Source organism: Myxacorys almedinensis A, from assembly GCF_010091945.1.
GTDB lineage: Bacteria > Cyanobacteriota > Cyanobacteriia > Leptolyngbyales > Leptolyngbyaceae > Myxacorys > Myxacorys almedinensis.
The window spans coordinates 1-17,715 of the sequence record NZ_WVIE01000019.1 but is presented as its reverse complement, the minus strand read 5'-3'; the positions used below and the strand labels follow the sequence as shown (position 1 = coordinate 17,715).

The window sequence follows — 17,715 nt, the reverse complement described above, 5'->3', positions numbered from 1 at the left end:
CACCATCGGCTAGCAGTACTTAGGTCTGTGTTGATGGCTGGCTAAAGGGTCACAGCGATTCGTTTCGCGAAGTTCTAAACGATCGCATATTTTGGTTTTGAGATCACGACTGGTGCTTCGTCGCACCCTTAAAGAGAATTCAGAGTGCTCTACCACTTCACGCCCAGATGCGATGGTCTTTCTAGTTTGACTGAATTTCTGGGCAGTTGAAACTCTACCTTCTCATCGAATGCCTATAAAGAATTTTGCCTGCGAGGATTAAGTCTATGCGAGATCGGTTTTCGGTTTCTTATGCATTATCTTATCTGTCTCGAACTGACTTATCTATTCGTTGCTTTAAGGTTGTGATTCAGTTGCCTCAGCGATTGCGGCGGTATATTCTTTTTGCAACTGATGGAGTTATCTTTCTAGTTGCAACTTTTGTTGCCCTCAATTTGCGCTTTGATGATCTTCCTCTAGTTGAAAAAATCATTACTTATAGAGACATCATTCTTTTTGTTGTTCCTATTAAGTTTTGCATTTTCTATTTCCTAGGCATGTATCGCCCTCTACTACGGCACACCGGAGCAGGGATTCTTTGGCTTGCTCTTCGCTCGGTTATTCTGAGTGAGGCGGCATTGAGCGCAACTGGTTCCCTCCTCGGACTTTCACTGCTACCTCGATCGGTACAGATCATTTCTGCATTGGTGACATGGATTGCTGTTGTCGGATTTCGGTTTTCGATGCGGCAAGCCCTGTTGCTTGCTGAGCTAGCCCCCAAATCACGTCCAAAAACTCGCGCTGCGATCGCAACGGCATTTCAAAAAACAGAACGCATTGTGATTTACGGTGCAGGATCAGCCGGGGTGCAACTTGCTCAAGCCCTCGATCGCGAATTGACCTACGACGTGATTGCCTTTGTCGATGACAACCCCGATATTCAAGGTCGATGGATTGAGAAGACTCAAATCTACGCGCCGAGCCTGCTCAGAACGCTCATTGGGCAGCACCAAGCTACCATCGTGCTGTTAGCCATTCCGTCTGCAACTCCCCAACAAAAGCGCCGCATTTTGCAGACACTGAAAGGCTTGCCCGTCCAGGTGAAGACGGTTCCCACGATCAGCGAAATTTTATCGGGAAAAGTGCCCATTGGTCGCATCCGTAATGTCGATATTTCTGATCTGCTAGGGCGCGAAGAAGTGCTTCCTGATCCTAGCCTGCTGCGGGTCAATATTACCGATAAGTCGGTGCTAGTGACAGGCGCGGGCGGCTCGATCGGCTCGGAGTTGTGTCGGCAAATTGCTCAACAAAATCCTCGGCGGTTGGTGCTGTTTGAACTCAATGAATTTGCGCTGTATTCGATTGATGCAGAGTTGGCAGAAACCTATCCTCATATTCCTCGCATAGCGTTTTTGGGATCGGTGACCGATGCAAAACGATTGGAAGAAGCATTTACTCAATATCAGGTGCAAACGGTCTATCATGCGGCGGCGTATAAGCATGTTCCCTTAGTTGAAGCAAATCCGGCTCAAGGTATTCTCAATAACGTCCATGGAACGCTAGTGACTGCTCGTACGGCTGATAAATGTCGCGTCGAGACGTTCGTGTTGATCTCCACGGATAAAGCTGTGCGTCCTACGAACGTGATGGGAGCAACAAAACGCACCGCAGAATTAGTGCTGCAAGCGTTAGCGGCTGATTCAACGCTGCACACGCGATTTGTGATGGTGCGCTTTGGCAATGTTCTAAACAGCAACGGCTCGGTTGTGCCGCGCTTTCGGCAGCAAATTGCTATGGGTAAGCCAATTACACTCACCCATCCTGGAATGACTCGTTATTTTATGTCAATTCCAGAAGCCTCTCGGCTCGTGATCCAAGCGGGGGCAATGGGGAAAAGCGGTGAAGTCTTTTTGCTCGACATGGGAGAACCTGTCAAGATCTACGATTTAGCCATTCAAATGATTGAGTTAAGTGGGTTGGTGCCCGGTGAAGATATTGAAATTGAAATCACAGGTTTGCGACCGGGCGAAAAGCTGTACGAAGAACTTTTGATTGGGGCAGATGCCCAAGCCACGAGCCATCCTAAAATTTACGGAGCCAGAGAAGCGATGATTCCGTGGAATATCCTAGAGCCACTGTTGGATCAGCTTTTTATCGCCGCGCATCAAAACAATCAGATCAAGCTGCGATCGCTTCTCCAGTTGGTTGTGTCTGAGTACAATCCTCAGCCTGCCAGTGCCCTTGGCGGGTCGCGCAACTCGGAAGGAACCCTACCTCGAAACGGATGAGCACATGAGTTTTAATGGATAGGCGTGGTGCTTCAGTTGGTCTGATAGCTCATTCCTGGAAGGTGTTTGATGAGTCCTAGCAACTCCAATTGCAACAGCGCACTTGTCACCAATGGTGTTTCCATTTTCGTGTGCTGAAGGATTGCATCAAGCGATGCAGAACTGTGGCTTTGAGTGATGGACTGAATAGAGTGTAGGACTTGCGTTAATTCGCTACTTAGATCAAGAAGCGTCAACTGCATTTCTAGCTGAGTGTTGGAATCTAGTTTGGGTATGGCTCCTAGCGTTTCTAATAGTTCTGCTTCTCCTAAAATCAGTTGTGCTCCTTTATTAATCAGGGTCAGACAACCGCTTGATTTAGGGTTATCTAAACTTCCGGGAAGCGCATAGACATCGCGTCCATACTCATTGGCTAAGTGAGCCGTGATCAAAGCGCCCGATTTTTTGGGCGCTTCTATGACCAAAACTGCACGAGACAACCCTGCAACAATTCGGTTTCGGCGCGGAAAGTGCGTGCGATCGGGCAACGTTCCTGCCGGATATTCGCTCAGGGCTAGCCCTGTCTTGAGAAGCTGATCGTATAGCAGATGATTGCGGTATGGATACACGACATCGATCCCGGTTCCCAGCACTGCGATCGTGGCTCCTCCCACTTCTAGACAACTCCGATGGGCTTCGGTATCAATGCCATCTGCCAACCCAGACAAAATCACAAACCCGTTTTGTGCCAAGGTTGCACTCAGTTTTCGAGTCCAGCGTCTGCCATAGTCCGATGGGTTGCGCGTGCCGACAAGCGCGATCGCAGCGACCCGATCCAAGTCTTTTAGCACGGTGATTTGCCCCCGGTAGTACAGCACAGCAGGCGGATCAGGAAGATCGAACAATAAGCGAGGATAGTGAGGGTCGGCAGGGGTGAAAAAGTTAGGATTCTGGCGTTCGTGAGTTTGGAGTAGCGTCAGAGGATTGAGCGTGGCGCGTTCGGCAACAAGTGCGATCGCGCTGGCATGACCAATTCCATCAATTTCGGTCAACTCGTTAGCGTTGGCATCCCAAGCCGCAGACAACCGCCCAAAGTGCAGATACAACCGTTTCAGTAAAACTGAACCCATGCCTGGAATCTGCGACCAAGCTAACCAAAAAGCCCGTTCCATTCTCTCTTCGTCCTACGCTGCGATCGCTTTCAGTATTCCCAGCGTGCGAGAAAGGGCAAATGGTCTAATTCCTTCAAGCGTCGTACCCCTGAAGAGCGGTGTTCTCTCCGGTTCTCTCGAAGGGCTACCTCCTTTTCGCGGTTTGATTGCTATTCTGAGTAAGGCATTTTAGCGCACGGTTAGACCTTGACTCAAACTCCTCGCCAGTTAGCATTTATCGCCCTTCGATCGATTCATAAAGGCGCATTTGCCGATGGCGCTGTCGATCAGGCGCTGCATCAGAGTAATTTAGCCCTCCTTGATCGCCGCCTCCTGACCGAGCTTGTGTATGGGACAGTTCGCCGTCAGCGCACCTTGGATGCGTTGATTGATCAATTTGCGAAAAAGAAAGCGGCTCAACAGCCACCCGATCTGCGTCTGATCTTGCATTTGGGCTTCTACCAATTGCGGTATCTGAGCCAGGTTCCAGCATCGGCGGCGGTTAACACAACGGTTGATTTGGCGAAACAAAATGGGTTTGTAGGATTGGCGGGCTTTGTAAATGGAGTGTTGCGGCACTATCTTCGCGCTAGCGAGACGAGCGATCCGCTGCTGCTGCCATCCGATCCGTTAGGTCGTCTTGGAGTCTTGCACAGCCTGCCCGATTGGGTTGTGCAAGTTTGGAGCGAGCAATTTGGCTTGGAAGAGACCGATCGTCTGTGTGCGTGGATGAATCAACCGCCGCCGATCGATCTGCGAATCAACACGCTGCGAGCGACCCTCGATCAAGTAGAAACTGCCATGAACGCTGCCGGAATCGACGTTAGACGCATTCCTCTGCTGCCCCAAGCGCTGCGATTGCCGGTCGGGGCAGGAGCTATTCAAACGCTGCCGGGCTACCAAGACGGGTGGTGGATGGTGCAAGACAGCAGCGCCCAGTTGGTGGGATATCTCGTCGATCCGCAACCGGGAGACACGATCGTGGATGCGTGTGCGGCTCCGGGAGGAAAAACAATGCACTTGGCGGAGTTGATGCAAGATGAAGGGATCGTTTGGGCGTGCGATCGCGCGGCGGCTCGGCTCAAAAAGCTACAGCAAAATGTCGATCGCCTCGGTCTGCACTCAGTGCATCTTCAAACAGGAGACAGCCGAACTCTGCCGCAATTTGTGAACACCTGCGATCGCGTATTGATTGATGCGCCTTGCTCAGGATTGGGAACCTTGAATCGTCATGCGGATGCCCGGTGGCGACAAACTCCCGACAGCGTTCAAGACTTATCGCAGCTTCAACAAGATCTGCTCACGGCGGCTGCCACCTGGGTCAAACCTCAGGGCGTCATGGTCTACGCCACCTGTACGTTACACCCGTTAGAAAATGAGGCGGTGATGGGTCGGTTTCTCACCGATCATCCAAACTGGAGCATCGATCGTCCTCCCCGATCTTCGCCTGCTGCCCCGTTTGTGACCAAAGCCGGATGGATCAAAGTTTTGCCGCATCGACATAAAATGGATGGGTTCTTTATGGTGCGGCTGAAGCGCCACGATCTATGACAAATGATTCTATGACAAATGATTTTAAAGCGCTTGTTAAGATTCTAATTGGTGCAGCGTGGCTCGATGGCAAGATTCAACCCGAAGAACGGCACTATCTACATCGGGTTGCTCAAGAAAAGGGAGTCGCTGATGATCCAGAAATTCAGCCGTTGCTCCACGAGTTGCGATCGGTCACGCCCGACGAGTGCTATCAGTGGGTGCAAGCCTATCTGGGCGATCATCCCACATCCGAAGCGTGCCAAAGTTTGATCGAAGTGATTAGTGGATTAGTGTATAGCGATGGTGCGATCGCAGACGAAGAAGCAAAGCTGCTGACCCGCCTGCAACTTGTCGATGCCCAGAGCGACGCCCTAAACTCGATGCATGCCAGGATATTGGCAGCCATCCGAAAGCTCTATCAACGGGGTGCTTCGCAAATCAGCTAAACAGAACAAAGACTCTGAGTAAAATTTGCGCTCAGAGTCTGCGGTCTGGGTTTTGACCGATTTTAGAAAATTTTATAAACCGGGCGTTTCTTCTTTTTCAACTTTTGGAACCGCATCGGGACGCTCTTTATCTTCCCAACCGACCGGACGTTTGGAGTTATACCATGCGATCGAGCCGATCGACACAGCCGCAATAAACCCAACGACGTAAACTGCTGTAAAGGAGACCGGAAACTGCATCCCGGTCTTAGACGTTACGTCTGTTGCGACTTCTAATAGAATATTCATTTAACAATTCTCCTGTGAATTTTTCGTTACAGCCAGCATATTAAAGTGAGTATACCAAGTCATCTTTCAAGAGTCCGAATTTGTGGATAAAAATCGAGCAGAAAGATATGCCGATAAGGGGAATACAAACTCAGAAAAAAGCAATTCAGCCTTTTTACTCCTTTAGGAATAAAAAGAAAATAAAGAGTCCTAGCTTGCTCTTTTCTAGCTCAGAGACGTAGAAGCCAACGCTCCTGGTTTCTTCAAATCCTCAACGTTAGGAAGCGAGGAATACAACCATTCCCCATCCACCCTTGAACCCTTCCTCCCTCTCTAACTCACGAATTTTTAGGAAGGCGGAAGGGGATCAGAGCCAACTGGGGCAGGTTCAGGTTCAGGAGGCGCTTCTTCGGCAACCGGGGGAGCGTCTTGCTCAGGCTCTGGTGGTGGTTCGGCAGCAGCAGGCTCTGGCGGCGGCTCCGGATAAGCTGGCTCCGGATCTTCTGGCTCAGAATAGGCTGGTGCAGAGTAGCTTGGCTCTTCATAACTCGGTTCTGCGGGGGCTTCTTCGTACCTGCGATCGCGGCTAGATTCCTCCGGATCAGCACCTGCCCCCAAAGATTGAATGCGACTTGGCTTCACCGGTTGCGCTTTGATGCTGCCTTTGCGAGTATCGAAATTATCAGCTACGTCAGGAAAGTTCTGAACAGGCATCCCCTTGACCACTTCTTTCATAAACTCGTGCCAGGTAAATGCGGCCGTAGAGCTAGCACCCCAGGTTGGCGAGTTGTCGTCGTTGCCCAGCCAAACCCCTGTCACAACTTGGGGAATAAAGCCGATAAACCAGAGGTCACGGGCTTTTTCAGAGGTTCCGGTTTTGCCTGCTACGGGGCGATCAAGTTGCGCCGCGCGTCCGGTTCCATCAGTGACCACGCCGCGCAGCATCCATGTCATAATCGATGCCGTTCCTGGATCAATCGCCCGCTTTGACTTATATTCCGATTGGTAAAGTACATTGCCCTTGCGATCGACGATCCGACGGATCCCATGGGGATCAACCGTGTTTCCCTGGGCAGCTAATGCGCCATAAGCACTCGTCAACTCCAGCAGATTCACTTCGTACGCGCCCAGCGACAAGGCATAGGTCGGTTCTAGTTTGGAGTGAATCCCCATATTTTGCGCCATTCTGATCACCGGACTAAATCCGACATCGATCAAGGTTTTGACTGCCACAACGTTGATCGAGTTGGTGAGCGCCGACTTAATCGACATCCAGCCAGAATATTTGTTGCTGTAGTTTTTGGGCTGGTAGCCGTCTACCTTAAACCGCTCATCTAAGTAGGAACGGTGGGGCGAAAACCCGGCTGCGATCGCAGCTGTATAGACAAATGGCTTGAACGTCGAACCGGGCTGACGTTGCGCCTGGGTGGCTCGGTTAAATTGGCTTTCTTTGTAGAAATCGTAGCCGCCCACCATCGAGCGAATTTCACCGTTGCGAGGATCAATGGCAACCAGCGATGCTTGCTTAAAGCTAGCGGCGGAGCCATCCACCTCGATCGTCTCTTTAACCGCTTTTTCGGCGGCTTTCTGCCAGGTCGCGTTCAGCGTCGTTTCAACCGTTAGCCCCCCCGCTTCGATCGCCTCTTTCGAGACATAGTTCGGCAACTGCTGCTGTACGTAATAGGTAAAATAGGGCGCATCGCTCTGAATTTTCTTTGGCTCACTCGGCTTTACCGTCAGGTCTTCTGCCTTCGCCGCTTGAGCTTCAGTGACAGATATATAGCCCGCCTCTACCATCTTGTCGAGAACATTGTTGCGCCGTTGTTGGGCTTTTTCTAAATCTTCTAACGGAGAATAGACGCTCGGAGCAGGGGGCAACCCTGCGATCGTGGCGGCTTCTGAAAGCGATAGCTGATTGACGGATTTACTGAAATAGATCCAAGCGGCGTCGCCTACTCCGTAAGCGTTAGAGCCAAGATAGACCAGGTTGAGATACTTTTCGAGCAGTTGCCGCTTGGCTACCGATCGCTCAAGCTTCTGGGCGATCATCGCCTCTCGAACTTTGCGAACGATACTGCGATCCTGGTTGAGGTAGACGATTCGAGATAGCTGTTGGGTTAAGGTGCTGCCACCCTCTACCAAGCCTCCCGATGTAATGTTACGCGCGATCGCGCGCCCAATGCCCTGAATGTCAATACCGTTATGCTCATAAAATCGCCGATCTTCCGACGCCACAAACGCATCAATCAGTTGTTTCGGCATCTGGTCGATCGTTAACTTCTCACGAGTTGCCGCGCCGAGTTGGTGCAAAACCGTTCCATCAGAAGCACGAATGGTCAACGTTCCACGCCGGGCAAAGGTCTGAATCTCAGCCGGATCGGGAAGGCTCCGGTCAATCTGCCATGAGATCAGTTTTGCTGCCCCAATGCCGCCCACAATCACGCCCAGCCACAAAAGACGACGACGAACCACCGGGCTTTTCAGGGGCGGAGGCAGCCGCCGCTCAAGGCGCTCTAACCGGGCGGTTGTAATATCCAAAGCACCTCGAATCCCGGCCATCTGAGGATGCCCCAGCAGCGTTGCAAGCCGTTGACCGATGCGAGAACGAGAGTTCCGCATACCCAAGCGGCGCTTTTGCTTTTTGCCTCCGTCGGTCATAGACTCTTGCCTGAGCCGAGAACGATCCGGACGAGTTGGAAGCCCTCGACGTTTCGAGCTATACTTTGCCACATTCGTGCCTCATCACACAAAGCTATCACTTCAATTCCTGGTGGAGTCGCAGCCTGTGACTTACAGTGACGGAAAGCGCCGAAGGAGTCAACCGTATCACCCAAGTGTGATTGCTCTCGGACTATACTTTTATACTGCAACTGAAAAACCGTCTCTACTGTTCGTAAAATTACTGAGTCTAGTGTACAGGAGTTGAAGGGACTTGTGACACTTAGATTGAGATTTTAGGTTGAGATTTTAGATTGAGATTTTTGAGATCTAAGCTCGCGCAAACCGTGGGCAGTCTAAAGTTCTGTGCTTACTTCTCAATGTCTGAGCAGAAGAGGCACAATCTAAACGCGAGTTTAGACGGCGGCGTGACCCAGTGCTAGGGCGGTAATCAGCATTCCGAACACCAAAAATGGTTGAGCGCTGGCTTGATACTTCACATCATTTTCAGTTGGGTTTCGCAAAAAATACATGTCCTGAAAGGTGATTTGAGGAATGATCATCAACAGCAGCAACGTCGCGTATAAATTTTGCTGAATGCTGATCAAGTAAGCCGCGACGCCTGCTTGAAACACATCAATCATCAATACACAAATCCAAGCGGCAGTGGAAACGCCAAACACAACGGGCAGCGACTTTAGCCCCAATTGCCGATCGCCCTCTACGCTCTTAAAGTCATTGACGATCGCAATGCCCAAGCCTGCCAAACTGTAGAACAACGTCAGTGCAATAATCGTCGGGTTCAAATCCCCAAACAACGCATGTCCTGTCCACCACGGAATGGCGATATAGCTGGCTCCCAGGGCAAAGCAACCGAGCCAGCCATTTTGCTTGAGTTTTAAGGGCGGTGCAGAATAAATGTACGAAAGCAAAGAACCGCCGATCGCTAAGACCGTAATGGTCGGAAAGTCATGCCCTGCCCAGCGATCTAGCACGTAAGCAATGCCAATGCCGCCTAACAGGAGAACCCAAATTTGAGTCACCACTTGAGGCAGGGAAATCGCCCCTGACGGGATCGGTCGGTAAGGTTCGTTGATGGCGTCGAGGTCGCGATCGTAGTAGTCGTTCATAATCTGGGTATAGCCCGTCATCAGCGGGCCCGCCAGCAGCATACAGGTGGCTGCTTTCAAGACATCTTCTAGCGACCAGGTATATAGCCCTGATGACGCTGCCCCGCAGATAATTCCCCACATCAGAGGAATCCAGGTGATTGGCTTCATCAGTTGGAGGCGAATCTTCCAAATCGAGGTTTCTTTTACGTCTGCGCCTTTCATGCCCAGCATTTGCCGGGTTTTAGCAGAACGATTGGCGTCACGGTGCTCCAAAGTATCGTTGCTGTTGGGGGAAGCGGGGGCGTTAGAGTCAGTTGGAAGGTTTGGAGTTGTGGAGTCTGTCATAACCGCATCTTAAAAGTTAGAACGAAATAATCAAATAGCCATCTTGGAACTTTGCACCGGTGACCGGTTGACCTCGGAGGGCGGGGGGAAGCGACACATTGCGGCGCTGATCGCCTGCTTCGATGGTGAGTTCCGGTCCGTACTGCGTCAGTTTGACTTGCTTTTTGTCAAACCCGGGTAAAAATAAGCTGACCTTGCGCTCAGCAATATTGATCGCGATCGGGCGAGGAGCTTGAGTTGCCTCCTCAAACTCAGGGAGCGCCTCGATTAACGGTTGCCAATCGTTGACGGGCTGATCGGGAATCGGCGATACCGAGAGCGGCTGAAATAGGTCGGCTTCGCTCAAGCGACTGGCTCGGTTGAGCAACACTCCTCCCACGGTTAGCCCGACTTGCTGAGCGCTGCCCCAGAGATAGCGTGCCACTGCGATCGCGCCGGGGTCGTCGGTGGTCACCAAATAGGCTGCCATCCGCTTTGGATTGTTCACCGCCTCCTTTCCCTGGTTGAGCAAATCATTCACCTGCCCCGTCGGTTGGGCAAAATTGTCTCCTGCAAAACTGGCATTGGTTAACACTGCGCTTGCCACAGGCTGAATAAACGGCGATAGGGTTTTTCCCAAATCAGAGTCGGCAAACACTTGACGAAACCGCCGAATATACCAACCGATCACGTCTGGCATTCCTAACATTCGCAAGGTGGTCTGGTCGCCCATGCCGTCGTAGACAATCACATCATAGTGCCCACTGCCGTCATACTCTCGCAAGGCATTTAGCGTTAGGGCACTGTCCATGCCGGGAAAGATGCCTAGCTCCTGCCCATACACTTCTCTAAAGAACGGTGTCCGCAAATATTGCGCTTCGAGTGCTTTAACTTCGTCCCAGCTTCGCTCTAGCAAAGGGGCGGTCTGAAGCTGAACAACCTGCAAATTGGGTGCGATCGCGTGCGGCTCAGCCCCAACATTCGCACCCACCGACAGCCCAAATGCAGGGCTTGGATCTTGTCCAATTAATAACACCCGCTTGCCTTGAGTGGCGAATTTTTTTGCTGCCGCGATCGCCAGCGTTGTTCGCCCAGTCCCACCTTTGCCAAGAAACGTCAAAATAAAAGCCATGTCCAGTCTTTAAAAAAGGGATAGAAAATAAAGTGCGGAGCTAAGGTTCTAACCGTCTCCACTGCCCGCACCTTTTCTATAGTATCGATTGCCTGGACTTGGAGATCGCCTAGTTATATTGCTCTAGCTCGTCTTCAAAAAACCAGGTGGCAAATTGATCATCAAACTGAATCAGCAGCCCAACGCCCTGCCCATCTACAACTTTAAAGTCGCGCACAACACCGACTTGCCCAAGCTTACTCACAACTGCTGGAGGAACGCGATCGCGCAACCGCCGCACGCGCACTTTCTGACCAATTTCCATTACATCTACTGATACATGACCATTCCAAAGTTTACCAGCATGTTGACTCCGAGAACATGCTTGCGGCTACAGAAGGCTGACAAGCAAGGCTGTTACCCCGCAGGCACAAATTCAATTTCGTTTGTCAAGGGGAAGATCACGTTGGGGGGACTCAGGGGACATTCTGAAGAATATCGAGAACTTCTGAACGCTTTTCTTTGCCTGTTAGGGCAATCTATCCAATAGGACGGGCGCTCTTGAGTATTCGCCCCGGTTAGCTCTGTTAACCTTTGCCCTCGCCTCCTAAAGCAACCTAAGACTCCGATTTTGGCTGATTCTTTGCTAGGAGAGGCGGCGAGGAGAAGGGCTGCCAGCGTTACGCTTTACTATCTGTTGATCTATGTTTGAGTTCCATGTTTTTGAGTCCCCTAGCGTAGAGGCATCCCCATGACAGTTGGCAGAAAACGGTTGACATCTCCTTTAGCAATTGGCGCTTACATTACGGCTATTGTCACTGTTGCTGGAGCGGCTTATGCGCTGAGTCAGCCTCGTCAAGACACGTCTGCATCGATCCAATCGACCTCTAATGCGTGGTTGCAAGCCAAAGAGCGCTCCTGCAAAACCGTTATTTTTGATCCGCATCCGCCCATCAATGTTCGTGCTACCCCGGTTGAGCAGAACGGCAATATTATCGGCGCGATCGCCAACGGGACAGAAGTGTCGATTGTGCTTGAAAAGGAGGGGTGGTATCAAATTAGCGCACCAGCCGCGGGTTGGATTTACAAAAAATTAACCAAAACCGACTGCGGCACGCCGAACCCGGTTGCCTCTCATGTCAGCATTCCGCCGGTTGTGCCGATCCAGTCTCCTACCATCGATCCAGGGGGGCGGCTGTTAGAAAAGGCGCTCTCCCACTACCAATCTGGTAATTTGAACGGTGCGATCGCGCTGGCTAAGGCGGTGCCGATAGAGAGCGCGGCGTACGATCAGGCTCAGGTGGCGCTCAGAACCATGCCCCAACGGTGGAAGTTAGCCGAGTCGAAATACACGATCGCGGTGCGATCGCTTCAAGAAGGGCGATGGAGCGATGTCTTGAAAGTGGCGACCGAGTTTCCTGATATTCGCTTTTGGCGTCAGAAACTTGCCCCGATTGTCAAAGAGGCAACGCTAATCCAGCACGTTTCAAAAGCAGATCGCTCCAGGCTCTAAATGCCCAAGCGCTGATAGACCTGATCGAGATTTTTCAGATGCTGCTGTGGATCAAAGCAATCGTCAAGTTCTGTGGCTGATAAAACCGCTGTTACCTGCGGATGGGTGCTGATGGCATGGCGAAAGTCTCCGTCGGTGGTATTCCAAGCTTGGTGCGCGCAAGATTGGACGATCGCGTAGGCATCTTCCCGATTCAATCCTTTTTTCACCAGCGCCAGAAGCACCTGTTGGCTAAACACAACGCCACCATAAACATTCATGTTCCGTGCCATATTGTCGGGATAAACCAGCAAATTTTTGATCACTTTGGTCGCCTCGACAAGCATAAAGTGCATCAAAATGCAGGCGTCTGGCAAAGCAACGCGCTCAACAGAGCTATGAGAAATGTCTCGTTCATGCCACAGGGCAACATTTTCCAGAGCAGCAACGGCATAGCCACGAATCAGCCGCGCCATGCCGGTTAAGCGCTCTGATCGGATCGGGTTCCGCTTGTGTGGCATCGCAGACGACCCCTTTTGCCCCTTCGAGAAAAATTCTTCGACTTCCAATACATCCGTGCGCTGGAGGTTACGAATCTCAACTGCAAATCGTTCGATCGACGCAGCTAGAAGTGCCAAACAATTCATGAAGTCAGCGTGGCGATCGCGGGAGATGACCTGAGTCGAAGCGGGATCAGGTTCCAATCCCAACGCTTGGCACGTCAAGGTTTCGATGCGAGGATCGAGGTGGGCGTAAGTTCCCACTGCGCCCGAAACTTGCCCAACGGCGATCGTTTTTCTGAGTTGACACAAGCGATCGCGGTGGCGCAACATTTCGGCTAACCAGCCTGCGAGTTTAAAACCAAAGGTGATGGGTTCGGCGTGAATTCCATGCGATCGCCCAATCATCACCGTGTGGCGATGCTGCTGTGCCTGATAGCGAATCGACTGGATCAATGCCTCAACCTGAGTCATGATCACGTCAAGACTGGCCACCATTTGCAATGCCAATGCCGTGTCCAGCACATCCGAACTGGTCATTCCTAGATGGATGTAGCGTCCTGCATCACCAACGTATTCGTTGACGTTGGTGAGAAAGGCGATCACGTCGTGGCGAACTTCTGCCTCGATTTCTAGAATTCTTGCAGGGTCAAAATTCGCTTTTTCTTTGATTTCTGCGACGGCTTCGGCGGGAATATAACCAAGCTCAGCTTGGGCTTCACAGACAGCAATCTCAACCTCTAGCCAAGTTTTAAACTTGTAGGCTTCAGTCCAGAGGTTGCCCATTTCGGGCAGGGTATAACGCTCTATCAAGGCTCGTCGCAGAATACAACGGTCACATTGTAGCGTCTAATTTAGCCCGCTAATGAGAAGTTAGCTCGCTTGTATCTTGGGCTGTGGTAGTGATTTCAAAGCGATGTGTTTGTGTTCGAGATCAAGTACGATGCAAGTAATTGTAGAAGTAAGCCAATTGGGATGAAGCTTGAAGTCATCACTGCGGCGATCGCGGCAATCGTTGCGGTTACTAGCGCCGTCATCAGCATTTACGGTCAAACTCGCATTGCCCAATTAACTGACCGACTTACGAAGCAACGTGAAGCCGAATCGCGTGAAGCTCAGACGGCTGCTTTGATGTCCAAGTATCGAGATCCCCTATTGCGCTCTGCTATTGATCTGCAAAGCCGCTTGTACAACATTCATCAGCAAGATTTTTTGCAGTATTTTTATCACCGATCGCCATCCGCACAGAATTACGCAATTTATAACACGCTGTACGTTGTTGCAGAGTATCTTGCGTGGGTAGAAATTTTGCGCCGAGAAATTCAGTTTTTGAACCTGGGTGATTTGGAACTAAATCGTCGCTTGAGTGAACTATTGGTCAACATTAATCAAGCATTTGCACATTACAAAGGTGGAGACGCTTTCCAACTTCACAATGGCGAACAGCGAGCGATTGGGGAAATCATGACGGTTCCTCGTTCCAGTGGTGAATCAGTTGGATATGATTGCATGGGTTATGCAACGTTTGTGAAGAAGATGAGCGATCCAGAATTTGCGAGTTGGTTTGCAAAACTGAGAGACGATATTGACCTGATGGCAAATGCGCCAAAGGTCAATGCGGCGAAACTCGTGTTAATTCACGGTAGACTCATTGATTTAATCGATTTCCTTGACCCTCATTGCGTTAGAGTGCCACCGGAGTACCGAACTAGAATTGAACAGCAATAACACTCTGCTGACAATCGTGTTACGAACATGGATTAAGGTGACGGCGTTGGGTGGAAGTATTGGAGATGATGCCCGACCTCTTGTTTAGTGCAGGCATCAGATACCTCTAACAAAGCGATGAGGGCTTAATCGCTGTCTTCTGCTTCGTCGCTTCCGTCGTCGCCCTCGTCTTCTTCGTAGCCATCTTCAGTGTCTTCGCTCTCTTCGTCTTCAGTGTCTTCGTACTCTTCGTCGTCTTCGGTTTCTTCTTCGTCTTCCTCGTAGCTATCTTCAGTTTTAGCCTCGTCGTCGTCTTCTAATGATTCTTCATACTCCTCGTCGTACTCTTGGTAGTAGAGAGATTCCAAGTCTTCGCACGCATCGACGGACAACAGTCCTTCCTCGACATAAACGAGTTCTTCTTCGTGTTCAACGGTGTAGAAATCATTAAAGAGATCGACGATCGCGGAATTACGAATCGCCCCCGGAGATTGAAAGGCGGACGCGATCGCAGCCTTCGTGCCATTAAAGGCGATCGCGTCAGTTCTACAGCAAATCTCTAAACTCTTCTCGCGTTAACTGGCAATCTCGTAGAATTTGTGCAATTAATCCAGGACCGAGCGTTTCATTTGAGTGAACCGGCACAACTGTACATCGTCCGGTGCTGCAAAAAATGATGGCTTCCCCGCACTCTAATGACTTCAAAATCAGCTTGGCGAAGCGCCGCAATTAGCTTGCGTCCCGTTAAGCTTGGCAGTTTGCTCATACTTCGACTGAAACTTGCTGAACACCGATAAAGTCCATTGGCTCAGTCATATTTCCCTGAACTTCTAAGCAAAGCTCGATTGCTTCGCGAATCCGTTCCATCAATTCATCTAGAGATTTTGCTTGGGTATGGCATCCTGGAAGGCTGGGGACAGAACCTACGAAGTAGCCTTCTGAATCACGTTCAATCACCACATTAAATTCTCTGCTCATTTCTGACCTCACTGCATTCTGTCGATCGTACGATATTGAATCGCTTCAGCAACATGCGACGTTTGCAACTCCTCATCGCCTGCTAAATCTGCGATCGTACGTGCCACTTTTAAGATGCGATCGCTCGCTCTCACCGATAGCCCCAACTTGCGAATTGCGCTTTCTAGCAACATCCGAGTCGCACTGTCTAACTCACACCATTTTTTCAGGTGAGCGCTCTGCATTTCGGCGTTGCAGCGAAGCGGCGTGTCTTGGAAGCGATCACAGGCGCGATCGCGCGCGGCTTGCACTCTCGCTCTCACGATCGCAGACTCTTCCCCCGTAGTCTGCTGCGTAATTTCCTCTGGCTTCAGCCGATTGACGCCCACTTGCAGATCAATGCGATCCATCAGAGGCCCTGATAGCCTCGCCCAATATTGCTCTCTGTGCCTCGGCGAACACGTACAAGGTTGAACTGTGTCACCGTAATAGCCACAGGGGCAAGGGTTTGTGCTAGCGATCAGCGTAAATTGAGCCGGAAACGATACCGATTGTCGCGTTCGGGAAATTGTCACTGTGCCATCTTCTAGCGGCTGTCGCAAAAATTCAAGGACATCGCGTTTAAATTCTGTTAATTCGTCAAGAAATAAAATACCTCGGTGCGCTAGCGAAATCTCTCCCGGTCTCGGAAAGCTGCCGCCGCCAACTAGAGAAGGCCCGGATGCCGAATGATGGGGGCTGCGAAACGGACGAGTCGCCACTAAAGAGCCTTTATCTTTTAGCAAACCCGCAACCGAATGAATTTGCGTAACCTCCAGCGCTTCCGAAAACGCCATGGGCGGCAAAATGCTCGGAAGTCTCCGCGCTAACATTGTCTTTCCGCTGCCGGGCGGCCCAACAAACACTAAATTGTGACCTCCTGCCGCCGCAATTTCCAACGCTCGACGGGCATGAGCCTGACCTTTGACATCTCGTAAATCGGGCGCGCTCATTGGGGCTTGCGTTAGCTCTGCTTCGCCATCAATCTGGGCAGGCAAAATAGATGAAGGGTCGCGCAGAAACTGCCCAACCTCGGATAAATGCTTAAATCCGTAAACTTTGATGCCTTGCACGACAGCGGCTTCTCGAACATTGTCAGAGGGAACCACCAAGCCAGAAATGCCAAGGCGTTTGGCAGCCGCCGCGATCGCAAGTACGCCTGCCACCGGGCGTAGGCTCCCATCTAGAGAAACCTCGCCTAAAAATAAATAATCCTCTAAAAGCGTTGCACTGACTTGCTCTGAAGCTGCCAGAATGCCAATGCTAATCGGCAGATCAAAACTTGGGCCTTCTTTCCTTAAATCCGCAGGCGTCAGGTTAATCACGATCCGCCGCATTGGAAACCCATAACCTGCATTTTTGATCGCGGTTTTGACTCGTTCTTTCGATTCTTGAACGGCAGTATCTGGAAGTCCGACTACTACGATCGCGGGGAGACCATTGGCAACGTCTACCTCAACGCCAACTTTCACCGCGTCGATCCCAACGAGCGCCGCACTCCAAACTCTTGCCAGCATGTTTTTTCCTAATCATTCTTGTCGGTAGAATGCCCTGCATTCTGGCTGCACCAACAGGATGACTGCTTATTGAGACGGTTTGGGGCATGGGGTATCAGGGCGATCTCTTCGAGTTACCCGCAAGGGGTCGCATCTAAAACTTAACTTCAACAAGCTAACGTTCCCAATCACCCGCCGCAGATAGCTTAGAACTTTGACAGACAACCTCTCAACGGTCGGGTGCATTGGGGTTGTTGTGCCGCTGGTTACAGTTTACCGATTAGCTTGTCATACTCTGCATGAGTGCCAATCCAAAACCACGAAATACCCTTTTCCACCTCGACACCCAAGGCTCGATAATCCAGCCCTGCCCGAACTGACCAATACTGCTTCCCAATCTTTTTGAAGTGCAACGATGGATGAGACGGATCAGCCTTTAGAAGCTCATAACATTGGTCTGCCGTCTCCTGTACATTTTCAGGTAACGCGTCATAACATTTCCAAAATCTTCGCGTTGTGTAATGCATCAGACTTCTCGACATTGACCCGCTTTGAATTGAGCGATCGCCTCTTCAGCAAAACCATCTAGCTTGCCCTCTGTGATGTCTTGCTCTAACTGTTCATCCCAACGCTGATAATCTACATCAAAGAACCATTGTCTAAGCCGCTGGAACTC

General features: G+C 50.9%; 18 protein-coding genes. 6 read left to right on the top strand and 12 right to left on the bottom strand.

What is annotated here, in order from left to right; translation table 11 throughout:
- Positions 1-266: 266 nt before the first annotated feature.
- Positions 267-2,267 (top strand): polysaccharide biosynthesis protein, encoded by a 2,001-nt coding sequence (locus tag GS601_RS15745; RefSeq protein WP_162424244.1) that lies wholly within the window; start codon positions 267-269, stop codon positions 2,265-2,267.
- Positions 2,268-2,299: 32 nt separating this feature from the next.
- On the opposite strand, the gene dprA is transcribed toward GS601_RS15745, so the two are convergent.
- Positions 2,300-3,418 carry a DNA-processing protein DprA gene (dprA, locus tag GS601_RS15740; protein WP_162424243.1) on the bottom strand — a complete coding sequence of 373 codons (1,119 nt, stop codon included), beginning with the start codon at positions 3,416-3,418 and terminating at the stop codon, positions 2,300-2,302.
- Positions 3,419-3,604: 186 nt separating this feature from the next.
- On the opposite strand from dprA, the gene GS601_RS15730 reads away from it, so the two are divergent.
- Together GS601_RS15730 and GS601_RS15725 are read left to right on the top strand one after the other, a co-directional pair.
- A complete protein-coding gene (locus tag GS601_RS15730) occupies positions 3,605-4,948 on the top strand; it encodes a 16S rRNA (cytosine(967)-C(5))-methyltransferase (protein ID WP_162424242.1) in 1,344 nt (447 codons plus the stop codon).
- The gene (locus GS601_RS15725; protein WP_162424241.1) at positions 4,945-5,376 is read left to right on the top strand and encodes a tellurite resistance TerB family protein; all 432 of its coding nucleotides are present in this window, start codon (positions 4,945-4,947) and stop codon (positions 5,374-5,376) included. Before GS601_RS15730 ends, GS601_RS15725 begins: the two co-directional genes overlap by 4 nt.
- Before the next feature lie 72 nt (positions 5,377-5,448).
- On the opposite strand, the gene psb35 is transcribed toward GS601_RS15725, so the two are convergent.
- The 5 genes from psb35 to petP all read right to left on the bottom strand — a co-directional run bounded on the left by psb35 (position 5,449) and on the right by petP (position 11,173).
- Positions 5,449-5,664, bottom strand: a complete 216-nt coding sequence (psb35, locus tag GS601_RS15720) for a photosystem II assembly protein Psb35 (RefSeq protein WP_162424240.1) — start codon at positions 5,662-5,664, stop codon at positions 5,449-5,451.
- Between the two features lie 327 nt (positions 5,665-5,991).
- Entirely contained in the window at positions 5,992-8,373 is a 2,382-nt protein-coding gene (locus GS601_RS15715; protein WP_338017051.1) for a transglycosylase domain-containing protein, read from the bottom strand.
- Between the two features lie 344 nt (positions 8,374-8,717).
- Complete coding sequence (chlG, locus tag GS601_RS15710) at positions 8,718-9,758, bottom strand: chlorophyll synthase ChlG (RefSeq protein WP_162424239.1); 1,041 nt, start codon at positions 9,756-9,758, stop codon at positions 8,718-8,720.
- Between the two features lie 16 nt (positions 9,759-9,774).
- Positions 9,775-10,869 (bottom strand): Get3/ArsA fold putative tail anchor-mediating ATPase NosAFP, encoded by a 1,095-nt coding sequence (locus GS601_RS15705; protein ID WP_162424238.1) that lies wholly within the window; start codon positions 10,867-10,869, stop codon positions 9,775-9,777.
- A 109-nt stretch (positions 10,870-10,978) separates the two neighbouring features.
- Positions 10,979-11,173: a cytochrome b6f subunit PetP gene (gene petP, locus GS601_RS15700; RefSeq protein ID WP_162424237.1), complete on the bottom strand. Its 195-nt coding sequence runs from the start codon at positions 11,171-11,173 to the stop codon at positions 10,979-10,981.
- A gap of 426 nt (positions 11,174-11,599) precedes the next feature.
- On the opposite strand from petP, the gene GS601_RS15695 reads away from it, so the two are divergent.
- Positions 11,600-12,361, top strand: coding sequence for an SH3 domain-containing protein (locus GS601_RS15695; RefSeq protein WP_162424236.1), 762 nt, complete (start codon positions 11,600-11,602; stop codon positions 12,359-12,361).
- Here GS601_RS15695 and purB read toward each other — a convergent pair.
- The gene (gene purB / locus GS601_RS15690) at positions 12,358-13,653 is read right to left on the bottom strand and encodes an adenylosuccinate lyase (protein WP_162424235.1); all 1,296 of its coding nucleotides are present in this window, start codon (positions 13,651-13,653) and stop codon (positions 12,358-12,360) included. The genes GS601_RS15695 and purB overlap by 4 nt on opposite strands.
- Before the next feature lie 162 nt (positions 13,654-13,815).
- Between purB and GS601_RS15685 the strand changes: the two genes are divergently transcribed.
- Positions 13,816-14,568 (top strand): hypothetical protein, encoded by a 753-nt coding sequence (locus tag GS601_RS15685; RefSeq protein WP_162424234.1) that lies wholly within the window; start codon positions 13,816-13,818, stop codon positions 14,566-14,568.
- A 125-nt stretch (positions 14,569-14,693) separates the two neighbouring features.
- Here the strand turns inward: GS601_RS15685 and GS601_RS15680 are convergent, their stop codons facing one another.
- The gene (locus GS601_RS15680; protein ID WP_162424233.1) at positions 14,694-14,939 is read right to left on the bottom strand and encodes a hypothetical protein; all 246 of its coding nucleotides are present in this window, start codon (positions 14,937-14,939) and stop codon (positions 14,694-14,696) included.
- 33 nt (positions 14,940-14,972) lie between these two features.
- On the opposite strand from GS601_RS15680, the gene GS601_RS15675 reads away from it, so the two are divergent.
- Entirely contained in the window at positions 14,973-15,110 is a 138-nt protein-coding gene (locus tag GS601_RS15675) for a hypothetical protein (RefSeq protein WP_162424232.1), read from the top strand.
- A 62-nt stretch (positions 15,111-15,172) separates the two neighbouring features.
- Here GS601_RS15675 and GS601_RS22970 read toward each other — a convergent pair whose 3' ends face one another.
- The 4 genes from GS601_RS22970 to GS601_RS15655 form a co-directional block, all read right to left on the bottom strand.
- Positions 15,173-15,313: a type II toxin-antitoxin system HicA family toxin gene (locus GS601_RS22970; protein WP_202925131.1), complete on the bottom strand. Its 141-nt coding sequence runs from the start codon at positions 15,311-15,313 to the stop codon at positions 15,173-15,175.
- Positions 15,310-15,525 (bottom strand): type II toxin-antitoxin system HicB family antitoxin, encoded by a 216-nt coding sequence (locus tag GS601_RS15665; RefSeq protein ID WP_162424231.1) that lies wholly within the window; start codon positions 15,523-15,525, stop codon positions 15,310-15,312. The genes GS601_RS22970 and GS601_RS15665 overlap by 4 nt, the downstream gene beginning before the upstream one ends.
- A gap of 8 nt (positions 15,526-15,533) precedes the next feature.
- A complete protein-coding gene (locus GS601_RS15660) occupies positions 15,534-17,060 on the bottom strand; it encodes a YifB family Mg chelatase-like AAA ATPase (RefSeq protein WP_162424230.1) in 1,527 nt (508 codons plus the stop codon).
- A 245-nt stretch (positions 17,061-17,305) separates the two neighbouring features.
- Entirely contained in the window at positions 17,306-17,566 is a 261-nt protein-coding gene (locus tag GS601_RS15655) for a ParE family toxin-like protein (RefSeq protein ID WP_162424229.1), read from the bottom strand.
- Positions 17,567-17,715: the final 149 nt, after the last annotated feature.